Origin of the sequence: Candidatus Zymogenus saltonus (assembly GCA_016929395.1) — a bacterium.
GTDB classification, from domain to species: Bacteria; Desulfobacterota; Zymogenia; order Zymogenales; family Zymogenaceae; genus Zymogenus; species Zymogenus saltonus.
Genome location: JAFGIX010000086.1, coordinates 43,198 through 64,280, shown reverse-complemented (window position 1 = coordinate 64,280; position 21,083 = coordinate 43,198). Strand labels below are relative to the sequence as shown.

Annotated in this window: 20 protein-coding genes; 13 read left to right on the top strand and 7 right to left on the bottom strand. The window is 50.9% G+C overall.

The annotated features are described in order from the left end of the window. Positions 1 to 94 precede the first annotated feature (94 nt). The 8 genes from JW984_15990 (at position 95) to JW984_15955 (ending at position 6,806) form a co-directional block, all read left to right on the top strand. On the top strand, positions 95 to 1,534 hold the full coding sequence (locus JW984_15990) for an aminopeptidase (protein ID MBN1574699.1): 1,440 nt from the start codon (positions 95 to 97) through the stop codon (positions 1,532 to 1,534). Positions 1,535 to 1,644: 110 nt separating this feature from the next. After that, positions 1,645 to 2,577: a transporter substrate-binding domain-containing protein gene (locus JW984_15985; protein ID MBN1574698.1), complete on the top strand. Its 933-nt coding sequence runs from the start codon at positions 1,645 to 1,647 to the stop codon at positions 2,575 to 2,577. Position 2,578: 1 nt separating this feature from the next. Beyond that, on the top strand, positions 2,579 to 3,103 hold the full coding sequence (locus JW984_15980) for a universal stress protein (protein ID MBN1574697.1): 525 nt from the start codon (positions 2,579 to 2,581) through the stop codon (positions 3,101 to 3,103). 98 nt (positions 3,104 to 3,201) lie between these two features. Next, positions 3,202 to 3,924, top strand: coding sequence for an amino acid ABC transporter ATP-binding protein (locus JW984_15975; GenBank protein MBN1574696.1), 723 nt, complete (start codon positions 3,202 to 3,204; stop codon positions 3,922 to 3,924). 28 nt (positions 3,925 to 3,952) lie between these two features. Next, complete coding sequence (locus JW984_15970; GenBank protein MBN1574695.1) at positions 3,953 to 4,819, top strand: ABC transporter substrate-binding protein; 867 nt, start codon at positions 3,953 to 3,955, stop codon at positions 4,817 to 4,819. A 48-nt stretch (positions 4,820 to 4,867) separates the two neighbouring features. Further along, the gene (locus JW984_15965; protein ID MBN1574694.1) at positions 4,868 to 5,746 is read left to right on the top strand and encodes an amino acid ABC transporter permease; all 879 of its coding nucleotides are present in this window, start codon (positions 4,868 to 4,870) and stop codon (positions 5,744 to 5,746) included. A 172-nt stretch (positions 5,747 to 5,918) separates the two neighbouring features. Continuing rightward, a complete protein-coding gene (locus JW984_15960) occupies positions 5,919 to 6,584 on the top strand; it encodes an amino acid ABC transporter permease (GenBank protein ID MBN1574693.1) in 666 nt (221 codons plus the stop codon). A 72-nt stretch (positions 6,585 to 6,656) separates the two neighbouring features. Then, positions 6,657 to 6,806, top strand: coding sequence for a hypothetical protein (locus JW984_15955; protein MBN1574692.1), 150 nt, complete (start codon positions 6,657 to 6,659; stop codon positions 6,804 to 6,806). A 512-nt stretch (positions 6,807 to 7,318) separates the two neighbouring features. On the opposite strand, the gene JW984_15950 is transcribed toward JW984_15955, so the two are convergent. Both JW984_15950 and JW984_15945 read right to left on the bottom strand, forming a co-directional pair. After that, positions 7,319 to 7,750 carry a protease inhibitor I42 family protein gene (locus JW984_15950; GenBank protein ID MBN1574691.1) on the bottom strand — a complete coding sequence of 144 codons (432 nt, stop codon included), beginning with the start codon at positions 7,748 to 7,750 and terminating at the stop codon, positions 7,319 to 7,321. Between the two features lies 1 nt (position 7,751). Then, positions 7,752 to 9,530, bottom strand: coding sequence for a proline--tRNA ligase (locus JW984_15945; GenBank protein MBN1574690.1), 1,779 nt, complete (start codon positions 9,528 to 9,530; stop codon positions 7,752 to 7,754). A gap of 361 nt (positions 9,531 to 9,891) precedes the next feature. Here JW984_15945 and JW984_15940 point away from each other — a divergent pair, with 361 nt between their 5' ends. The 5 genes from JW984_15940 to JW984_15920 all read left to right on the top strand — a co-directional run bounded on the left by JW984_15940 (position 9,892) and on the right by JW984_15920 (position 15,413). After that, positions 9,892 to 11,301, top strand: a complete 1,410-nt coding sequence (locus JW984_15940; GenBank protein MBN1574689.1) for a hypothetical protein — start codon at positions 9,892 to 9,894, stop codon at positions 11,299 to 11,301. Positions 11,302 to 12,179: 878 nt separating this feature from the next. After that, positions 12,180 to 12,623, top strand: a complete 444-nt coding sequence (locus tag JW984_15935; GenBank protein ID MBN1574688.1) for a transcriptional repressor — start codon at positions 12,180 to 12,182, stop codon at positions 12,621 to 12,623. 22 nt (positions 12,624 to 12,645) lie between these two features. Next, positions 12,646 to 13,677 carry a zinc ABC transporter substrate-binding protein gene (locus tag JW984_15930; protein MBN1574687.1) on the top strand — a complete coding sequence of 344 codons (1,032 nt, stop codon included), beginning with the start codon at positions 12,646 to 12,648 and terminating at the stop codon, positions 13,675 to 13,677. Next, positions 13,677 to 14,465, top strand: coding sequence for a metal ABC transporter ATP-binding protein (locus tag JW984_15925; protein MBN1574686.1), 789 nt, complete (start codon positions 13,677 to 13,679; stop codon positions 14,463 to 14,465). Before JW984_15930 ends, JW984_15925 begins: the two co-directional genes overlap by 1 nt. Positions 14,466 to 14,534: 69 nt before the next feature. Further along, positions 14,535 to 15,413 carry a metal ABC transporter permease gene (locus JW984_15920; GenBank protein ID MBN1574685.1) on the top strand — a complete coding sequence of 293 codons (879 nt, stop codon included), beginning with the start codon at positions 14,535 to 14,537 and terminating at the stop codon, positions 15,411 to 15,413. 55 nt (positions 15,414 to 15,468) lie between these two features. Here JW984_15920 and JW984_15915 read toward each other — a convergent pair whose 3' ends face one another. From JW984_15915 to JW984_15895, 5 genes are all read right to left on the bottom strand, one after another. Beyond that, positions 15,469 to 15,747, bottom strand: a complete 279-nt coding sequence (locus JW984_15915; protein ID MBN1574684.1) for a hypothetical protein — start codon at positions 15,745 to 15,747, stop codon at positions 15,469 to 15,471. Positions 15,748 to 15,810: 63 nt separating this feature from the next. Continuing rightward, on the bottom strand, positions 15,811 to 16,899 hold the full coding sequence (locus tag JW984_15910) for a PQQ-binding-like beta-propeller repeat protein (protein ID MBN1574683.1): 1,089 nt from the start codon (positions 16,897 to 16,899) through the stop codon (positions 15,811 to 15,813). Positions 16,900 to 17,048: 149 nt separating this feature from the next. Continuing rightward, on the bottom strand, positions 17,049 to 17,423 hold the full coding sequence (locus JW984_15905) for an inverse autotransporter beta domain-containing protein (GenBank protein ID MBN1574682.1): 375 nt from the start codon (positions 17,421 to 17,423) through the stop codon (positions 17,049 to 17,051). 204 nt (positions 17,424 to 17,627) lie between these two features. Beyond that, positions 17,628 to 18,716, bottom strand: coding sequence for a PQQ-binding-like beta-propeller repeat protein (locus tag JW984_15900; GenBank protein MBN1574681.1), 1,089 nt, complete (start codon positions 18,714 to 18,716; stop codon positions 17,628 to 17,630). A 247-nt stretch (positions 18,717 to 18,963) separates the two neighbouring features. Beyond that, positions 18,964 to 21,042, bottom strand: a complete 2,079-nt coding sequence (locus JW984_15895; protein MBN1574680.1) for a response regulator — start codon at positions 21,040 to 21,042, stop codon at positions 18,964 to 18,966. Positions 21,043 to 21,083 lie beyond the last annotated feature (41 nt).

Below are 21,083 nucleotides of genomic sequence, written 5' to 3'. Positions count from 1 at the left end.
TGACGGGGTGATGAGATTGGGGGGTATGATATAGGAAACAGGTCGGATAACTTTTTGTGATCAGTAAACGGTATCGGGAAAGAGCGGTAGAGAAATGGAAGAAAATAAAGACAAGATAAGCGATGCGACAAAGGAGCTTTCCGAAAGGCTCCTCTACCAGCCGAAATCGGTCTGGGACAGTGTGGATGAGACGGAGTGGGAGAAGATATTCGCCCTGGGGGAGGACTACAAGTCCTTTTTAGACGCCGCAAAGACCGAGAGGCTGGCGGTCTCGGAGATAGTTAGGAGGGCAAAGGAGGCCGGCTTTACCGACGAGGGGAGGAAAGGAGGAAAGGGGGAAAAGCCCCTGAAGAAATTATACAAGACGGATAAAAAGAAGGCCGCCGCCCTGGTGGTCCCGGGGAAGGCGGATCCGACCGAGGGGCTGAACGTCATCGTTTCCCACATAGACTCCCCGAGACTCGACCTGAAGCAGCGCCCACTCTACGAGGAGGTGGAGCTGGCGCTGCTCAAGACCCACTACTACGGCGGGATCAAGAAGTACAGCTGGGTGTCGAGGCCACTGGCGATCTACGGGGTAATCGTCAAGGGGGACGGGACGGAGGTGGAGGTCGCTGTCGGTGACGACCCTGACGATCCGGTATTCACCGTCTCCGATCTCCTGATCCACCTTGCCGGCAAGGCGCAGATGGAAAAGAAGGTGGGGGAGGCGGTTCCGGGGGAGAAGCTGAACCTCCTCTTCGGAAGCATCCCCTTTGAGGACAAGGAGGCCAAGGAGAGGGTCAAGCTCTTTGCGCTGAAGCTCCTGAACGACAAGTACAACATTGTGGAGGAGGACCTCATAAGCGCGGAGATCGAGGTGGTCCCGGTGGGGAGGTCGAGGGATATCGGCCTCGACAGGTCCCTTGTGGGGGGGTACGGCCAGGACGACAGGGCTAGCGCCTTTACGAGCCTGAGGGGAGTTCTCGATGCCGGCGAGCTCAATAGGACCGCCGTGGTCTACTTCCTGGACAAGGAGGAGATCGGCTCCGAGGGGGTGACCGGGGCCCGCGGGAGGTTTATCGAGGACGTGGCGCTCGAGATACTGACGGCCGTCAAGGGCGAGTTCAAGGCGGGCGACCTCATGAAGACCCTCTCCAATTCCAGGTGTCTCTCGGCGGACGTCAACGGCGCGCTGGACCCTGACTGGCAGGAGGTACACGAGAAGCGAAACGCCGCCCGCCTCGGATACGGTGTCTGCATAACGAAATTCACCGGCTCCAGAGGGAAGTTCGGCGCATCCGACGCCCATGCGGAGCTTGTGGGGAGCATCAGGAAGCTCTTCAACGACAACGACGTGGTCTGGCAGTTTGGGGAGCTGGGAAAGGTGGACGAGGGCGGGGGCGGCACCATCGCAAAGGATATGGCCGCGAGGGGGATGGACGTTTTGGACTGCGGGCCGGTGCTTCTGGATATGCATTCCCCCTTCGAGATATCGAGCAAGGCGGACATCTACATGGCGTACAAGGGCTATAAGGTCTTTCTCGAATCGTAATATTTTTTGTGTGGAGGGGGACGGCGGGGCTAGGTCGTTTTTAGGGGTTCGGCCGTTTTTCAGGGTAAGGCCGTTTTTTAATAAAAGACTTACGGGTGGTGACTGTTTAGATGGATTTTGAAGGAGGCAGGATTAATAGGCGGGGCGGTATTGAGCGTCCTTCCTCGATTGAAACGGGAAGGTTAAAACTTATTTGGGTTGCGGTTTCCCTACTCCTCTTCCTCTCCGCTCCGGCCCCGCGGCTTTACGCTGGGGAAACGGTTGACAGGATTATGAAGGATGGGGTGGTGGTTGTCGGGATAGGGGGTGAGGTTCCGCCCTTCTCCTACTCTACGGGCGAGGAAGGCGATGAAGCCGAATTGATCAGCTTGACGGGCTTCGATGTGGAGATCGTCGGGGCCATACTCGAAGGGATCGCCGCAATCGAAGAAATTGGAAATATTGATATAACGCCCCGATTTGTAACGGTGGATCCTGTCGAGCTGATCCCCCTTGTGGCCGAGGGGGAGATTCAGATGGCTCCGGGCCTGGCCCACAAGATGGGTTGGGAGCGGGCAATCGATTTCTCCGTGACCTATTTTAAGGGGGGCACGGGGATAGCCGTGAAGAAGAGCTCCTCGATAAGGAGGTTGGGGCACCTGAAGGGGAAAAAGATAGCTCTGCCTCAAGGGATTAAGGATGATAAAATCGATACGGCTCTTTCAGGAGTCAATCTCGTCCCCGTGGAAGACCTGTCCTCGGGGTTCGAGCTGTTAAAGGGGGGGAAGGTCGTGGGGGTGGCCGGGGACGTTCGAGAGCTGTTGAGGATAATATCCCTCGAGGAGAAGCCGGAAAGGTTTATTCTGGTGGATGAGCTCGTATCAATGGTCCCATATTGTGTCGGGATACCACCGGAAGACCCCCGATGGAGGGAGATGATCAACTTCTCCATGATGAAGATATTCGAGTCGGGATTGTACAGGAAAATGTATGAGAAGTGGTTTAGGAGGGATTCCCGCACAAAGTATCCGATCGGATTCACGATGGAGATTTGGCCGAAGTAAAATGGAAAATGTAAAGAAGATCATCGCGGCCGTAGACGGCTCGGAAGTCTCCATAAAGGCCTTCGAGTGGGCGGCCGGGCTGGCATCGATGTTCGGTGCGGAGCTTATCGTGGTCTCCGTGTCGGACAAGCGCAATATCAAAGACGAAGAGCTTTTCCCCGCTTTTCTGACCGATAAAAAGCTCAACGAGATAGTCGAGGAGTTTTCGGAGAAGAAAGAGGGGATATTCAAATCCATCCAGAACAAATGTCTCGACATGAAGGTCAAGGTCTCTGCGGTGGTTCTTCATGGCTTGCCCTCGGACGAGATCATAAACCTCGCCGGCAACGAGGAAGCCGACCTGATCGTGATGGGGGCGCACGGTAAAAGGGAGGAGTTTTATCACGAGTTCAGCTCCACCTCGGAGAGGGTCTTGAAGAAAGCCCCTTGTCCGATCCTGATGATAGTTCCTCAAAGGCCCTTTAAGAAAGACAGCGGGAAGAAACCCCACCAAAAGCCTTACCACCCTATATTACACAGCACATAATATCGATAGTGGATGAGACCGATATTTTTGGGCTTTATAGGTTGACATTTATATATAATTTGTGTAATTTTAATCCAATGTGAGGTGATCGGCTCTAAATGATAATATTCAAGGATGTAGATAAATATTACGGCAACTTTCACGCGCTGAAGAGCATTAACCTTCATGTGAAACCGGGGGAGGTGGTTGTTGTCTGCGGTCCCTCCGGCTCCGGAAAGTCGACGCTGATCAGGTGCATCAACGAGCTCGAGCTCATAAACGGCGGAGAGCTGATCGTCGACGGCTTTAACCTCGCCGATTCGAGGACGAATATCAACGACCTCAGGGCGGAGATCGGCATGGTCTTTCAGCAGTTCAATCTCTACCCCCACATGACGGTTATAAAAAACATCACACTGGCTCCGATAAAAGTCAAGAATATGAAAAAGCACGACGCCGAGTCTCTGGCCTTGGAGCTCCTCGACAAGGTTCGGATCAAGGAGCAGGCCTATAAATACCCGGCGGAGCTTTCGGGGGGGCAGCAGCAGAGGGTCGCCATCGCCAGGGGGCTTGCCATGAGGCCTAAAATCATGCTCTTCGACGAGCCGACATCCGCACTCGATCCAGAGATGATAAGCGAGGTCTTAAACGTCATGAAAGATCTGGCCCGGGAGGGCATGACAATGGTGGTTGTCACCCACGAGATGGGTTTTGCCAGGGAGGTGGCCGATCGAGTCATCTTTATGGACCTGGGGCAGATAATCGAGGAGGGAACGCCGGAGCATTTCTTCAAAAGTCCCGAAGATGAGAGGACAAAGGCGTTTCTCAACGAGATACTATAAATATGGGTTTATTAAAAAGGAGGAATCGATGAAAAAGTTTTTTGTTATTGTTTTGGCCCTATCAGTGATGGGCGTCTTTTGTGCCTGCGAAAAAGCGCCGGCGCCTGAGACCGCCGGAGATACGGGGGGAGCCGCCGCTCCGGCCGTGTCCACCCTGGACAAGATCAAGGACGCCGGAAAGCTGGTGGCCGGCGTGAAGGACTCCGTTGTCCCCTTCGGATATGTTGATGAGAAAAAGCGGGAGCTTGTCGGTTTTGACGTGGACATCTGCCGCCACATCGCAAAGAAGCTGAAGGTGGATATCGAGTTCAAGGCCGTCACTTCCGCAAACCGCATCCAGATGCTCACCGACGGCGAGGTGGATATCCTTGCCGCCACCATGACCCACAAGATCGAGAGGGACGAGGTCATAGACTTCTCCATCACCTACTTCATGGACGGTCAGAGGCTCCTCGTGGCGAAAGACAGCACGATCGAGAGCGTCGCGGACCTTGCCGGGAAGAAGGTAGGATCGGTAAAGGGCTCCACCAGCGAGAAGAACGTCAAGGAGGCCCAGCCCAAATGTGAGGTGATCTCTTTCGAGGGCTACCCGGAGGCGTTTTTGGCCCTGAAACAGGGCAAGGTGGAGGCGGTTACCACCGACTCCGTCATCCTCGTCGGTCTTAAGGGAAGCGATGAACATCCCGAAAACTGGAAGATCGTGGGTGAATTCTTCTCCAGCGAGCCGTACGGACTGGGCGTTCCCGAAAACGACTCCGAGTGGCGCGACTTCGTTAACTTCACCCTCATGGAGATGTGGGTAGAGGGAGAATGGCAGAAGATCTACGACAAGTGGCTTGGACCGGATACCAATTACTACATGCCCTTGAGCTGGCGTATGGAGCTCTGGCCCTAAGATCAACGCATAATAGGGGGGGAGCAATCTCCCCCTTATTTTTTTAAGATGACAAAAAAACTCCACGATCTAAAAGTCGAAGCGTCAATCTTTATCGAACGGTACAGGTTTATCGTCATTCCGATCGTCCTTATATCGATCGGCCTCTTTTGTTATTTAGTACTGTATAAGCTGCTGATTGTCAGGGTATTTAATATTGAGATCAAGTACGAGCTTAACTACGCCGTATACAACACCTACTATATCAAGGCCACCAAGCTTACATATATTCAACTATATTTATCGGGTGTCTACACCACAATAAAGATATCCTTAATTTCTATTATCATAGCGATGAGCATGGGGACTCTGCTTGCGGTTTTCAGGCTGAGCAGGGTAAAGGTCCTCGACATCTTCGCCAAGGCCTATATCGAGTTCATGAGAAACACGCCGCTCCTCATTCAGATATTCTTCTGGTATTACGGCACCGACCCCCTGCTCCCCGATTTTTTCAAGAAATGGCTCTACAGTCAAACAAGCACGGAATTCGCCTACGGTGTTATAGCGCTCTCCATCTACACGTCCGCATTTATCGCCGAGGAGATAAGGGCGGGGATCCAATCTATCCCGAAGGAGCAGATGGAGGCCTCCAGGGCCCAGGGGCTCACATTCCTTCAGGCCATGAGGCTTGTCATCCTCCCTCAGGCCTTCAGGATCGTGATTCCGCCCCTCATCAGCCAGTCGCTGAACCTGACCAAGAACTCATCTCTGGTCATGGCAATCGGTGTTGTGGAGCTTATGGCCGCATCGAGATTCCTCTACGAGGGAACGTACAGGGTCTTCGAGGCGTTGACGGTCACAACCGTGATATATCTGTCGTTATCGCTTCTGATCTCGTTTTCAATAAACCAGTATAACAAGCACTTCCTGAAATATATTAGGTACTGATATGTCCCACGCCCGCACAAAGAGACTGACGAATATTGTCCTCGAGACGGTTACACTTGTAATCCTGATCTTGTTGTTCCTGTCCGAGATATTCTTCTCAAGCATAACTCATTTTTTCTGCAATTTTGTGGTGATTGTCAAGAGCTATCCGTACAGGGTCATAGCGAACAATATGATGTTCTTTCTCTTCGGCCTTCGGGGAAAGGTCGGCGGGATTACGCTTACGATCTTGGTGGCCGCCGTAAGTCTCGCCCTGGCCTTTATTACCGGTATCGCCTTCGGCCTTATGCGATACAGCAAGAGGTGGTGGCTCAGCTACCCGGCAGTCGGCTACATAGAGCTCATCAGGGCCGTCCCGCTTATACTCGTGATCTTCTGGTTCTGTTTTCTGCCCCCAGGGCTTTCAAAACAACTGAAGGACGTAAGCCGGGTCTACTACGCCATAATAGCCTTCGTCTGTTTCACCGGGGCGTACCTGGCGGAGATCGTAAGGGCTGGAATAATGTCTGTGGGGAAGGGACAGATGGAGGCAGCCCGCTCCACCGGCCTGACCCACACCCAGGCCATGACCTACATCATCCTCCCCCAGGCATTGAAAAACATGATCCCGTCTTTCGTAAACCAGTTCGTGAGCCTGATCAAGGACACGTCCCTCCTCTGGTTCGTGGGGGTGATGGAGTTCACCCAGACGATCTTCGCCACGAGCAACAGGGAGGTCAATACCGATGTAACCATGGGGCTCTATTTCTTCGCCGCCGTGGTCTACTTCTTTATCTGCTATCCCCTAACCGCCTCGAGCCGCTGGCTGGAGAGGAGGCTGGGCGTGGGGGAGAGATAGGGCAGATGAGTGTGGGGATGAGGGGTGTTCTCCAATAATTGGATGGGCGGATTAATAAGGAGGTATTGAGGGTTGGGAAGAAAGGTCGTGAGGGGGGATGCAAGACCGGGAAGGCGGGGGGGTAAGGGGGCAGATGGGACGGCGGCAAGGGTGAAGGATGTATTTGACGGGAAAGTGGGGAGTGTAGGACGGGGGCAGCTATTCAATAAAGAAGGATACTAATATGGATTCCCGCTTTCCAAGGGAATGACATATAAATCTACAATCTATATATAATCCCAACACAAAACTCCAATATTAAACTCCAATAGAAGATAAAATCGAAATCCCCGGGGATGGTTCGGGGATTTTTCATTTACGTTATATAATCTCAAGCTCCACGAAAGAAGGTTCTTTTAAGCATCAGACATGCTAAAAGGATTCATCAACGCTGTTTTCCATCCCCACTTAAATTTCCCGTCAGGCCGCCTCCAGCCGCCGGCTGGAGAAAAAACTCCGCGCGGGAGCAACGTAGAACTCCTTTAGGAAGAGGCGAGTGCAGAATCGAATGGGGTTGCAAAACGAGGGGAGGGTAAAAAGCAGAGCCGTTAATCAGAGGAATTGATAATGTAAAACGGGATATTGGAATATTAATACAGGAAACTCCGGGATGCCCCAGGTGCCTCTTTGCTGTGGGCGAAACTCTAAAAAAATCCAGCAGCCCTGCAATCAAATACAATTATCGGGTGAGGGATTTACTCGGAAATCCTGACCCTGTAGACAACCGTCTCTACAATGCTCTCTTCCCCCTCCCAGGGGCGCAGGTAGTTGAAGGTCAGCTTTGCCTTTCCCTCCAATTTAGGGCTGAACTTCCATACGGCCGTATTCGGGGCGCCTATCAGCTTTTTATCACCCTTTTGAAAGCTCCGCTTCTCCACCTCCACCAGGGCCCCCTCGGGATCGACGATTATTTCCCACTGGTATCCCGTGGACGGATTTTCCTCAAGCACCACGACCGCCGTATCCCCTGGCTTCAAATCGATCATCTCGTTCTCGTCTAAGAGGACGGTCCCCACGAGATATTCATCGAGGGTCTGGGCATCCTCCTCCTGGCCCATCGACCAGACAAGCGCTCCCAGGGACAATACGAGAACCGTAATCGAGACAATAATATATTTACCCTTCATCTTAGTTTCCTCCCTCTTCCATTGCCAGTTTTTCCAACAAAGACCTAACCTCGTCGACCGCCTTCTCTTTCTTTACAACGACCACCTCTCCGCTCCTCCTGACCTTTATTTCCACCTCCCCCTTCTCCACAAGTTTCTTGCTGACAACGACCCTCAACGGGAAACCCAGCAATTCGCTGTCCGCAAACTTCACACCGGCGGTCTCCTCCCTGTCGTCGAGGATCACCTCGAAACCATCGCCCAAACTTTTCGCGACCTCAAGAGCAACGCCTTTGACCACGTCATCCGCCCCGAGAGGAAGGACAACGAGGTCAAACGGGGCTACGCTCACGGGCCAGATTATTCCCCTGTCGTCGTGGTGAGCCTCCACGATGCTCGCCATCGCCCGCTCCACGCCGATCCCGTAGCACCCCATGACCACCGTCTCCTCCTTTCCCTCCTCGCTCAGATATTTTAGCCCCATGACCTTCGAGTAGCGCCTGCCCAGCTGAAAGGTGTGGCCGAGCTCGATCCCCCGTTTAAGGGTGATCTTCCCTGTCGTCTTCCCGCCTGTCTCCACGCAGCTCGGACAGGGGTCGCCCTCCCTGACTGTGGCCAAGTCTATGGTCGTATCGATCACAAAATCCCTTCCCGGGACGAAGTTCTTGATGTGGTAGTCGATCTCGTCCCCGCCGACGATATATACCGGCTGGGACAGGACGGTCTTGTCGAATATCACGGTAACGCCCTTCTTCCCCGCTACCCGGGGCGAGATAAATCCCGGAACGATCCCCAGCTCCTCCAGGGCCTTCGGGTCGGCGACATCGAGCTCAATCGCGCCAAGTCTGTTTGTGAGCTTCGTCTCGTTGACCTCGTAGGCGCCGTTGATAAAGACGATAACTATCTTGTGGCCGGAACCTTCACCGTCGTCATAGCTATAGGCAACCGCCTTAAGGAACCGGTCGTTTTCGATCCCGAAAAACGACTTCAGGTCGTCGATCGTCGTCATGTTCGGGGTGTGGACCTTTTCCGGCCCCGGGTGCTTCGCGGGTTCATCGGCTTTTGCGGTGATCACCTCGGCCCGCTCCACGTTGGCGCTCATGCCGCATACGTTACAACTGGCAAAGGTGTCCTCACCCCACTCGGTGGGCAGGATGAACTCGTGGGAGGCGCTCCCCCCCATCGCCCCGCTGTCCGCCTCCACCGGCACCGAAGGGAGCGCCATTCTCGCAAATATCCTGCCGTACGCCTCGTAGACATCCACATAATACTCGGAGAGGTCCGCGACACTCCTGTGGAAGCTGTACGCGTCCTTCATCAGGAACTCCCTGACCCGGACAAGACCGCCCCTCGGTCTCGCCTCGTCTCTTATCTTCGTCTGGATGTGGTAGAGCATAAAGGGGAGGTCCCGGTATGACGAGACGTAACCCCTGGCCAGGTCCGTTACCGTCTCCTCGTTGGTCATGGCGAGACACATGCCCGTCCCGCGGCGGTCCTTGAATCTGATCAGCTCCGGCCCCATGACGTTGTACCGCTCGGACTCGATCCAGAGGGAGGCGGGATTGAGAACGGGCATCAGAACCTCCTGGCCGCCGATCCCGTTCATCTCGTCTCTTATTATGGCCATTATCCTGGTCATGACCTTAAACGCCAAGGGCGTAAAGTCGAAGACCCCTGCTGTCACCTGCCTAATGAACCCCCCCCTGAGGAGAAGCCTGTGGGAGGGAATCTCCGCATCCCCGGGATCTTCCCTCCTGGTATTGATGAAGGAGTTGGAATATCTCGTGAAGCTGTCTTTCATTTGAACCTGACCTTTCGTTAGCGCCGTCTTCGGTAATTGCAATTTGGCAATTTGGCAATTTGGAAATATTGAAATGTTAGATTTATTTAGTACAGCAAGAGAGGGGAAAAGTCAAGGATTTAAGGGGCGCGAAGAAAATGTTTTTTATGCCCCGACCTTTCCCGTCGCCTCCTTTGTTCGGTTGCGAGGCAAAAATAATGTGAAATCGATCTGAAAAAATTCCCCGTTTTAGTAGAGTCTTGATAGAATATTGATAGAGTATTGACATATCAAAAAATAAATCATAAGATAAATATTGAGATGGGGAGCCGTCTCAAAATAGATTGTAGAGAATTGTTAAATAACTTTTTATGAAGTCAAGATGACAAACGGGGCACAGGAAAAGATAGCCGTTTACATTGATTCGATGGGCAAAACCCCGGAGCAGGTGGAGGAATTTGCTAAAAGGCTGTCGGTCCGCTTTAAGCTTCCCATGGAGAAGGTCCTCGGATTCAGCAAGAGGCTCCCGGCGAGGGTGGGGAGCTACGATCTCGAGAGGGCCAAAAAAATAGGGATCGAGATCAGGAAAATGGGGGGGGAGGTCACTCTAAAGAGGATCAAGGTGGTAAGTGATAAGGGGGAGCCGGGTGGAATTCCCCCGAAGGCGAAGCCCGCCGAACCCCCGCGCCGGCCTGCGCCGGGGGTGGGTGGGACTGAATCATCCTGGATTGTGAGGGACTCCGCCCTGACCGAAAAGGAGAGGTCGGGGATAGAAGTGGCACCGCCCGATGAGAGCGTTTCGTCTTGGATATCCCGTCACGATGATGCCGTTTCGCCGGCGGTGGGTCCAGCGCCGCCTCCTCCGGCGGAAGAAGAGGCCTCCTGGCTTTCCCACGGTGCTTCGGAAACGCAGAGCGATCTCGAAGATTTCTCGTATGCTGAATCCAAGAGGAAGGAGGAGTACCAGCCTCAGTACGACTACAGGCCCGAAGACGTGGGAACGATGCCGGACGACATAGGCCAAAAGAGAAAAATAGGAAACGTGGAGTCCAAGACCACATATACCGTGGACGGGTCGTCGAGCATCGAGAGGGAGGCCTACAACAAGGCAAGTCAGCTCTACGCCGGCAGAAAGGCGAAAAGCGGAATACTCTCCGGCCCCATCGCGAAGTTCGTCTACCTCGCCGTCGTTATCGCCCTCGGCTATTACGGATATATTAACAGACAGTATGTTCTCGATTACTTCATCCCTCCCGAAAAATGGGTCCTCGAGGACGCCTATATGATAAAGGTGAAGCCGGATGTCCTGTTGCCCGACGACCTTACCGGAAAATACATAGGTAAAACTCTATATAAGACGGGGTCCGGCAAAACGCACGTAGTCGAGATAGAGCTGAACGTCGAGGGGATGTCGGTCAAAGACTTGACCCTCGATATATCCTCCAAAGAGGATGCCTTCGAGCAGTACAGGACCTTTCTCTATTACGTTCCCGGCAGAATCACCTATCTCAGGGAAGTCGATTACGACGTCAAATATAAGATAGAAAACAAAGCCTTTAAATCGGACGGGGACGACATCGCCAAGATAAACGAAAAGGGGAGGTTCAGGTTCTCCATTGTTCCAATGGATATAGGGATCAATCCGGCGGACATCCCGGACAGCGAGACGGATTCCCTCGGCAGCACGACGTTTCTGACCATCGAGGGCATGTATGGGGACACGAATACCTTTTACGGGGGATTGAGGAGCAGCACTATCGAGCTCGTGGGCTGGGAGGCAAAAAAGAAGTAACTGGGCTTTTCCGCTTTACAATCCAATCCGCCTTTTTTTGTCTTTGCCATATTTGTCTTTTTTAAATCGCCAAATTCACATTGCGTTGAGAACGCTTCTCCATTTCAAGCCTCTTTTAAATATTTCCGGCTGAATTCTCTCCAAGTCGATTCCCACAAGGGAAACATAAAAATGTCGGGTCAAAAAAATCGACTTCCCCCAATTTTTTTATTGCAATTCATTTGCAAATGCACTATAATTATACTTGCAACAGGGGGACAACAATTTCGGGGGGCGATAATGGGTCGGGGGGGTGATCGGTCGGAATGATGACGGATTTGGGGAAAAATGGAGTGGGTCAACAAACAGTAAGTTGGGGCGATGACGGATTGGGGCAATAATGGGTTGGGGCTGTGGTGGATTGGGGCAATAATGGGTTGGGGCTGTGGTGGGTTTGTGTAATAGTAAATCAGGGCGATGGCAAGTCGGAGCAATGGTAATAATAGTATAGGATACTAAAAGATTGAACAATGGTGGGTCGGGGCGATGACGAGTCGTGGGTCGGGGTGGTCGTGTATTGTGATGGTGACAGGTTGGGGTGATGATGGGGCAGGGCGGTGATGAGTTGGGGAGATACTGGGTAGAGTGATTGTGGGTTGGGGCAAAAATAGGGTAGGGCGGCAATAGGTTTTAGGAAAATTAATTAGGGAATAGCATTTTGAAACATTAATATTTTGGGATAATCATAAGTTAAGGCAATAATAAATCAGATTAAAATGAGTCGGGGTAAAAGTAAGTCAAACAGGTATTCGGCGTGGATGATCGATCTTGAAATCTGTTTGAGTTGTGACAGCGGGAGATGATTGTAGTGCCTTAAAATTCAAGAGGAACTTCAAGTTATGAAGAATATCGGAGAAAAAGAAATTACTTCAAGCGATCCTGCGGTTATCTTGAGGAACAGTGGATTAAAGAGGACCCTGGGGAGGATCAAGATTCTCGAGGTCTTGATAAAATCGGTGCGCCCCCTGACCGGCAAGGAGCTGTTGGATAAGATGGGGGATGACGCCGTTGACCCCGCCTCGGTCTACCGCACCCTCAACGCGTTGTTCGAGAGGGAGGTTGTCCATAAGATCGAGGGATCGGATAACATCTATCACTTCGCCATAAACAGGGGGGAAGGCGCGCATCCGCACTTCACGTGCCGTACCTGCGGCCGGATGGAATGCCTCAAGATGACCGCCTTTCCACGTATCGATATTGATCTTGAGCAAGAGGGCTACCTCGTGGAGAGGGAGAATTTATTTATTGTGGGGCTTTGCCCAGCATGCAGTATTAAAGAATAATACAATATTTTAAGAGGTTGACATGATTATCAAAAGGGAAAAATTTAAGAACAAAGCGTCTATTTTGGGACTGTTCACACTCATTCTCGTTTTCTCCTCGATGCTGTTTCTCTCTTCCTGCGGGGATAGGGAGAAGTCGTTGAACGTACCGGAAGATACTGGAGATACGAAAGAAAAAATCAAGGTCGTGGCGAGCATCTTTCCCCTATACGAGTTCTCCAGAGAGGTAGGGGGCGATCAGGCCGAGGTCACCCTGCTCTTGCCCGCCGGGCTTTCCCCCCATTCCTTCGAGCCGACCCCCAAGGACATTCAGACGATAGAGGGCGCCGATATTTTCGTCTTCAACGGAGCTGGAATGGAGCCCTGGCTCGAAAATATCCTCTCCGGGATAGATAACAGCGACCTGATAGTCGTCGATGCAAGCATCGGGATTACGCCGCTTGTGGTATCGGATAAACACGGCGGCCACGATGTACACGATGAACATGAAGGGGAAAAACACGAGAACCACGAACATCCCGGGGGGATAGACCCTCACTTCTGGCTCGATTTTACCAACGCAAAGATACAGGTGGACAACGTCCTCAAGGCCTATAGGGAGGCCGATCCGGGCAACTCCGCTCTCTACGAAGAGAGGGCAAAGGCCTACAGCGGTAAACTTGCGGAGCTGGATGTGCTCTACAAGGATGCTTTTACCGACTGCGGCGCAAAAGACATCGCTTCTTCGGGGCACTTCGCCTTCGGATATATGGCGAGACGCTACGGCCTGGGCTACCATTCCGTCTTCGGCGTATCCCACGATGCGGAGCCCTCGCCGAAAGAGCTTTCCGAGATGGTTCAGATTATAAAGGACAAAGGGATCAAGTATATCTTTGCGGAGGAGCTCTTGGACCCGAGGATGGCAAAGACCATAAAGGAGGAGACGGGCGCCGAGATACTCATCGTCAACCCGGCCGGGAACGTCCAGTTAAAGGCGCTCGAATCGGGGATTTCGTTTATTGATATAATGAAGGACAACCTCGAAAAGTTCAAAATGGGGATAGAGTGTAAATAATGGAAAGAAAGACCAATTCCGACAAGGTCCTCGAGGTATCGAACCTCTCCTACAGCTACAATCACGAGACGATCCTTGAGGGGATCGACTTCTCGCTTGTCGGCGGGGACTACCTCTGGGTGATTGGCCCCAACGGCTCCGGGAAGACGACGCTGATGAAAACAATATTGGGAATTCTCAATGCCGGGTCCGGCTCCGTTAAACTCTTCGGTGAGGACATCGGCAAGTTCGAGGACTGGGAGAGGATCGCCTACGTACCCCAGAAACTCCTCTTTTTCGATCCCTACTTTCCCGCTACGGCAAGGGAGGTGGCGTCGATGAGGCTCATGGTGCTTGGGGGGCGTGAAAGGAGGCGGGACGGATTCGGGCGGTCGAAAAACGAGAGGATCGGCGAGGCATTCGAGAAGCTGGGGATCTCCTATCTGATGAACAGAAGGATAGGGGAGATCTCCGGCGGCCAGCTCCAGAGGGTGATTCTTGCCCGGGCCTTGATCGCAAACTCCGACATAATCTTTCTGGACGAGCCCACGTCCGCCGTCGAGCCGAGGGTGAGGGAGGATTTCTTCAATATAATCGACGAGCTGAACGAGGGGGGGGCGACGATTGTCCTGATCAACCACGACATCTCCGGGATGGGGATAAACAACAACAAGATCCTCTTCATCAACAGGAAACAGCTTTTCTTCGGCGAGGGAAGCGAATTCTGCATGTCGGAAGAAATGAGCGGCTACTTCGGAAGCTCCCAGCACGTTATCTGCCACCAGCATTTCGAGGAGGCAAGCGATTAGCGCCAGGGGAATTGACGGAAAAATTCGGGGGTTGTTTAGTATTTAGTTTTATGCCTGGTTTGATGCTCTATGCCTAATATAGATACAGCAACGTTCAAGGAGGCGCTCTCCCTCTTCGATTTTTTAGGCTACGGCTTTGTCCTGAGGGCCCTCTTTACGGGTATCTTCGTGGGGACAGCCTGCGCTGTCCTGGGGGTGTTTCTCGTGCTCAGACGCTACGCCCTCATCGGCCACGGCCTGACCCACGTGGCCTTCGGCGGCGTGGCGGTGGGGCTTTTGCTCGGCGGGCAGCCGTTCTGGTCGGCCCTCATAATAACGATCATATCGTCGGTCGGGATTCTCAAGCTCCAGGAGCGGGTGAAGATCCACGCCGACGTCGCCATAGGGGTGGTCTCGGCGGTGGGAATGGCGACAGGGATATTGATCGCCAGCGCGGCAAGGGGGTTCAACGTGGATCTCATGAGCTACCTCTTCGGTAGCATCCTGACCATCGGAAAGGAGGAGTTCTGGGCGTCCCTTATGATATCGGTGGTAATCGTGGTCTTCATCATCATCTTCTACCACAAGCTCTTTGCCATGACCTTCGACGGGGAGACGGCGATGGTCATGGGGATAAACGTGGGACGCTTCAACTACTTTTTTGCCGTAGTCACGGGGCTTTTAGTCGTAGTGGGGATGAGGCTCGTGGGGCTTTTGCTCGTCTCGGCGCTGATAATCCTGCCGGCGGTGACGAGCCTCCAGGTATCGAAGAGTTTCAGGTGGTCCCTTGTAATAGCCGCCTTGACCGCTATAGTCTCCGTCTTTTTCGGAATATTCTTTTCATACCACCTCGACCTCCCCACGGGGGGGACGATCGTGATGATAAATTTCATCCTTTTTCTCGCGGCATATCTGACCAAGTGGATTGTTTCGGAGGAAAGTAACAGAAGGAGACAGAAGGGGCTTTAGGGGTAGTCTCAGTTTTTTATTGAGGGATCGCTTCTGGATGAAAAGTAAGAATAACTTAAGACCACATATTGGGCGTGAACTTCGGGGCGGCAAAGAGGAGGTTATCCTCCCCATTATAGAGCGGGATGTTCATATCCATGACGTAGAGCACCCTCCCGTCCGATCCGAATAAAACACTGGGCCTCAACTGTATGTTCCAGCCGAGGGTAGAGTCCATCTCCTCGATCTTGCTTGCACGGGCGTTCTGAGAAAATAATCCAACAAGAATAAAAAATGAAAATACCAGAAATGTTAATATAATATGAATTTTTCTTATGCTATTGCTGTTTTTCATTTCTATATCCTCTTATAGTTTTTAATAGGATATTTCTATCAATTTACAGATAAATTCTATTTACTATCCATCTTTTATTTCTAAGGCGTAAAGATAGCCAATTCCTGCATTAAATCTTACACCAAAGCTTCCAAAGTAAATGACATTATCAACGACGACAGTCGAAGAGACAATAGGATCTTTTGATTTATATCTCCACATTAGCACACCACTTTTAGAGTCTATGGCATACATATAATGATCTTCACTTCCGATATACAAAACGCTACCAATCAAAAAGGGAGAGGAACTTATGCCACCTCCCGTTTTAAAACTCCACTTCAACTTACCACTGTTGCTGTTTACAGCATAAACATAAAAATCACCGCTTCCAACATAGACAACTCCGTCAACCACCAAGGGAGAAGAATATATATCGGAACCTGTCTCAAAGCGCCAATTAAGCTTGCCCGTTTTACTATCGATAGAATATAGATAATTATCATGACTCCCTACATAGACTACGCCATCCATAAGAGAGGGGGCGGAACTAATCAAACCTGTCTTGTATCGCCACTTAAAATCGCCATTTTTTGCATCAACAGCATAAAGATAATCATATCCACCTCCAGAATAAACCACGGCGTCTGCAACTGAAGGCGCAGAAAAAACTATAGGCCCTTCTGTTTCATAGCGCCATTTTAACGTGCCGTTGCTTGCGTCTACGGCATATAAATTTTTATCAGAACTACCTATATATACTGTGCCGTCAAAAACTACAGGTGAACCGGACGATGATCCAGGACCAGCCAACATAAAGCGCCATTTTAAAATACCACTTTCAGCATCTATCGCATAAAGGTGACTCTCTCCTTTCCATTTTGCCACATAAATTACACCATCAGCTACTGACGGGGATGTAAATATGGCACCCTTCTCATAAAATTTCCATTTAAGTTTACCAGTATCTTTATCTATGGCATAAACGCAATTTTGTTGGTCTCCCACGTAGGCCACTCCATCAACCACCGGGGATGATGAATAACCCCAAAAACCGGTTTTATAACGCCACTTTAATTTAACGGGAACGTTTATGTTTGTGATTCTGTCGTATCCGATAAATATTGTTGCAACCAATGATAGTACAACTAAAACTATCAGAAACTTTCTCATCTCTCCCCTTTTAGTTTTATTGTCAGATTTATTCTCATATTTATGGTTATATTGTATATATGTATTAAAAATTTCTCATGATGTCAAGGAAAAAATTTGGGTAAAATTTATACAATAATACACTATTGGAAATTTTACTAATTGATGTTTTATTGATATGTAACACGGACGGCATCAGTAAGCGGCTGATAATAATTGAACCTCCCCGTCAGTCCCAGGCCACCACCGTCTTCAAGGATACCGAACTCAGCCATCACCTCCGCCCCCACGCCCCACTGGGTGTGCTTTGTGCCCCAGGGGGTCTTTCTGTAGTCGTAAAAGGCATTTATGCCCAGCATAAGGCTGTCATCAAAAAGGATGTGCCGGTACCCGAGGCCCAGGTTCACCTCCCAACTGGACTCGTTATTCGGCGTGAACTTCGGGGCGGCGAAGAGAAGGTTGTCCTCACCCTGAAAGATGGGAATATTCATATCCATGACGTATAGCACCCTCCCGTCCGATCCGAAGAGGACGCTGGGCCTCAACTGTATGTTCCAGCCGGAGGGGGAGTCTAATTCCTCTATCCTGCTGGCATAGACATTCTCTGAAAATAGTCCAATGATTGTGACACTTAAAAATATCAAACATGTTAATAAAATATGTATTCTTTTCAAATTATTACAGTTTTTCATTGTTTATATCCTATTATTACTGTAAAACTCTTTTTAATAAATACTGTCTTTTATATATTAATTCTTCTTTATTTCTAAGGCATAAAGATAATTATCTTTTACACCAAAGCTTCCGAAGTAGATAACATCGTTAACAATGATGATGGAGGAAACTATGGAACCTTCTGTTTTATATCTCCACATTTGGAAACCATTACTGGAGGCTATAGCATACAAATAGTCGTCATCACTTCCAACATAGACTACACCATCAACTACAGTGGGAGGAGAATCTATAGGATATCCTATTTCAGCTCTCCACTTTAACTCACCATTTTTAGCGTTTAAAGCATAAAGATATTTATCAGTACATCCCACATAGACAACACCATCAACAACAGCAGGAGAAGAAAAATAATCTTCTCCCTTCTCTAAACACCACTTTAGCTTGCCGGTATCGGAATCAATAGCGTAAAGATGATGATCCGAACTCCCCATATAGACCACATTATCAGCTAATGAAGGAGTAGTAATTATTGGATTTCCTGTCGTAAATTGCCATTTCAGCTCACCGCTATCCGCGTCAATGGCATACAGATTGTTATTTAAGCTTCCAACATAAACCACACCGTCGGCAACTACAGATCTGGCAGGTGCCTTTTTAATTCTATAACTCCATTTCAGCTCACCACTCTCTGCATCCACGGCATAAAACATCTCGATTAAGTCTCCAACAAAAACCGTCCCGTCAACTACTATGGGTGTACTACACCCTTTTCCAGAATCTGTTAAGTCGAAACGCCATTTCAACTTACCAGTTGCTGCATCTATTGCATAAAGTCCACTATAGCTATCATAATGCCCACCGTAACCTCCCACAAAAACCAATCCATTAGTCACTGTAGGGACAAAAAATCCAATCCTACCCTCATGATAAAACTGCCATATCAGCTTACATGTCTCTTTATCTATAGCTTTTAAGTGACCATCTTGGTCTACTAAATAGATCACTCCATTAACCACCGCAGGAGCGGAATATCCATAAAAACCGGTTTTATAACGCCACTTTAATTTAACGGGAACGTCTTTATTTTCATTTGGGGCACACCCAAAAAAAAGTGGTACAATAAATGATAGTGCTATCACAATTACCAGTAACCTTTTCATCTCTCTCCTTTCGGTTCTATAATCAGGCTTATTCTCATATCTATTGTTATATATTTTACTAATTATCGTATTTTAAGGTTAAACCACATAAATATTTGTTGGGGGATGCCCTGGTCACTAAAAGTTTTGACAGGTGATGGGTTAATAAATGACGAATCATGGACTTCCCGTTAAGACGGATAAACTAAAAATGTCTTAACAAAATGAGAGAGGACCATAATTAATAAGAGCTAGCTTCCGGACATGCTCACTTCCTCCCCGGAAGGATCATCTCGAATGTGCTCCCCCCGCCCTCCGTATCGCTATTGTCGATGAGCCTTACGGCCCCGCCGTGAATCTCGGCGACCTCCTTTACGAAGGTGAGGCCCAGCCCCGCCCCCTTCTCGTCTCCGGGGACGTTCGCCGAGCGGTAAAACTCCTCGAAGATCTTCTCCCGGTCTCCCACAGGCACCCCGATCCCGGTGTCTTTAACCGAAAAGGACACGAGAGGGGCCTTTGCCCGCCTTCCTTTGTCGGCTCTCGCGATTGTAAGTCCCCCGTCGTACGATTTCAGCGTGAGGGTTATCCTCCCCCCGGACGGCGTGTATTTGAGGCCATTTGAGAGGAGGTTGGTCACGGCCCCCTCGATAAGTAGGAGGTCGCCGTCGAGGCTCAACCCCTTTTCCTCGATCTCGAGGGACGGGTCGATCCCCTTTTCCCTGAACCTCTCCTCGAACTCCCTGTAGAGCTTTGCAGCTATCACCCCGGGGTTAATCTTCTCAATCTTCGGCGTCAGTTTACCGGACCTGAGCCTGGTGATGTCGAGGAAGCCCTCCATTAGGGAGTTGAGCCTGTTCGTCTCGCCGTAGATCGCCTTCAGGTTCTTGAGCCTCCTGTCCTCCTGATCAAGCCCCTCCATGAGTATCTGGGTGTGCCCGATTATCGTGCCCAGGGGGGTTCCGACCTCGTGGGTGAAGACATTGATGAGGTGGGTCTTGAACTCCTCGTTCTTCTTGATCTTGTCAAACATGAGGGCGTTTTCCACAGACAACGCCGTGAGGTCGGCGGTCGACTCCAGGACCTCGATCTCATCACTCGTAAATCGCCGCTTCCCCCCGATCTCTGCCAGGTTTATCAACCCGTATACCACATCTTCCATGACGATCGGGATAACGAGGATGCTCTCTATCCCGATCTCGTTCAAGGTGTCCCTCACCCCGGCGACGACCGGATCGCCATCAACCTCCTCGATCATCACCGTCTTTCTCGTCTCGATTGCGGCCCGGTATTCCGGGTAGTCGGTAAGATCAATAAGGTGGGGAAGCTCTATCTTGCCCCTCATTTTTTTCGAGACCGGCCCGGTGGTGGCCATGAGTGCGGCATTTCCATCCGGCGTCAGATAAACCACCCCAATTCGGCTTGCGTAGACCGCCTTCTCGATGCTCTCGGTCAGTATCGAAAATATCTCGCCCAGCGCCAGTGCGCCTGAGAGTCTCCTCGACGTGTCGAAGAGGAGGCCGAGGTTTCTCGTCAGCATCACCCGCTCGGTTATGTCCCTAAGCGTGATGTGGATCGAATCCGGCGTCGATTTGGCCCCCTCCCTGTTAAAGAAGGCACCGCCGTTTATCTCCATGAAGCGGTAATCCCCCGATCTGTCGATGACCCTGACGACCCTTGGGGCCTGGGGTCTGCCTAAGCCGGTCAGGGAGTCTATCAGCTTAAGCGCCTCTCTCTTGTCTTCGCCGTGGACCAGGTCGAGAAATGAGGTCTTCTCAACCTCCGAATCCGCCCCGCCCATGCCGAGTATCTTTTTGGCGGCGTCGTTGACCTCAAGGACATAACCCGTAAGGTCGAGGATTACGGTAGGGTCGTTGTATTTTTCAAAGAGGAGCTGGTAGCGCATCTTCAAGGCCCTCACCCTCTCCTCGTTCCTTTTCAACGCGACGAAGTTGTCGACCTTGCTCAGGAAAATCTCCGGGTCGAAGGGCTTTATGATGTAATCTACGGCGCCCAGGGAGAGTCCCCGGTTCATCTCCTCAGATGACGTGTGTATCGCCGATATGAAGATGATGGGAACATCGGAGAGGGCGGAGAAGCCTTTGAGCCTCGTCGAGGCGTCAAATCCGTCCATCTCCGGCAGGTTGATGTCGATTACCATCAGATCGAACCGGCCGTCTGCCCCGGCAAGTTTTTCGATGGCCCCCCTCGGATTGTCGAAGTCGGCCACTTCGTATCCCTTCCGCTCGAGGAGCCTCTTGATAATGCTAAGGACGGATAGGTCGTCCTCGATCAAGACTATTTTCCCCTTGTCGGCCGGACGGTCTTTTGTGTCCGATTGTTCGGGCATGATTTGGGCCTCCCGCAATGTAAAATGATACCACCTTTGAG

Excerpts from the sequence above, each read along its gene's own strand:
- JW984_15945 (MBN1574690.1), bottom strand. The coding sequence starts at position 9,530 with ATGAAAGACAGCTTCACGAGATATTCCAACTCCTTCATCAATACCAGG.
- JW984_15895 (MBN1574680.1), bottom strand. The coding sequence starts at position 21,042 with ATGCCCGAACAATCGGACACAAAAGACCGTCCGGCCGACAAGGGGAAA.
- JW984_15990 (MBN1574699.1), top strand. The coding sequence starts at position 95 with ATGGAAGAAAATAAAGACAAGATAAGCGATGCGACAAAGGAGCTTTCC.
- JW984_15940 (MBN1574689.1), top strand. The coding sequence starts at position 9,892 with ATGACAAACGGGGCACAGGAAAAGATAGCCGTTTACATTGATTCGATG.
- JW984_15915 (MBN1574684.1), bottom strand. The coding sequence starts at position 15,747 with ATGAAAAACAGCAATAGCATAAGAAAAATTCATATTATATTAACATTT.
- JW984_15965 (MBN1574694.1), top strand. The coding sequence starts at position 4,868 with ATGACAAAAAAACTCCACGATCTAAAAGTCGAAGCGTCAATCTTTATC.
- JW984_15900 (MBN1574681.1), bottom strand. The coding sequence starts at position 18,716 with ATGAAAAGGTTACTGGTAATTGTGATAGCACTATCATTTATTGTACCA.
- JW984_15950 (MBN1574691.1), bottom strand. The coding sequence starts at position 7,750 with ATGAAGGGTAAATATATTATTGTCTCGATTACGGTTCTCGTATTGTCC.
- JW984_15960 (MBN1574693.1), top strand. The coding sequence starts at position 5,919 with ATGATGTTCTTTCTCTTCGGCCTTCGGGGAAAGGTCGGCGGGATTACG.
- JW984_15935 (MBN1574688.1), top strand. The coding sequence starts at position 12,180 with ATGAAGAATATCGGAGAAAAAGAAATTACTTCAAGCGATCCTGCGGTT.
- JW984_15910 (MBN1574683.1), bottom strand. The coding sequence starts at position 16,899 with ATGAGAAAGTTTCTGATAGTTTTAGTTGTACTATCATTGGTTGCAACA.
- JW984_15985 (MBN1574698.1), top strand. The coding sequence starts at position 1,645 with ATGGATTTTGAAGGAGGCAGGATTAATAGGCGGGGCGGTATTGAGCGT.
- JW984_15975 (MBN1574696.1), top strand. The coding sequence starts at position 3,202 with ATGATAATATTCAAGGATGTAGATAAATATTACGGCAACTTTCACGCG.
- JW984_15925 (MBN1574686.1), top strand. The coding sequence starts at position 13,677 with ATGGAAAGAAAGACCAATTCCGACAAGGTCCTCGAGGTATCGAACCTC.
- JW984_15980 (MBN1574697.1), top strand. The coding sequence starts at position 2,579 with ATGGAAAATGTAAAGAAGATCATCGCGGCCGTAGACGGCTCGGAAGTC.
- JW984_15970 (MBN1574695.1), top strand. The coding sequence starts at position 3,953 with ATGAAAAAGTTTTTTGTTATTGTTTTGGCCCTATCAGTGATGGGCGTC.
- JW984_15920 (MBN1574685.1), top strand. The coding sequence starts at position 14,535 with ATGCCTAATATAGATACAGCAACGTTCAAGGAGGCGCTCTCCCTCTTC.
- JW984_15930 (MBN1574687.1), top strand. The coding sequence starts at position 12,646 with ATGATTATCAAAAGGGAAAAATTTAAGAACAAAGCGTCTATTTTGGGA.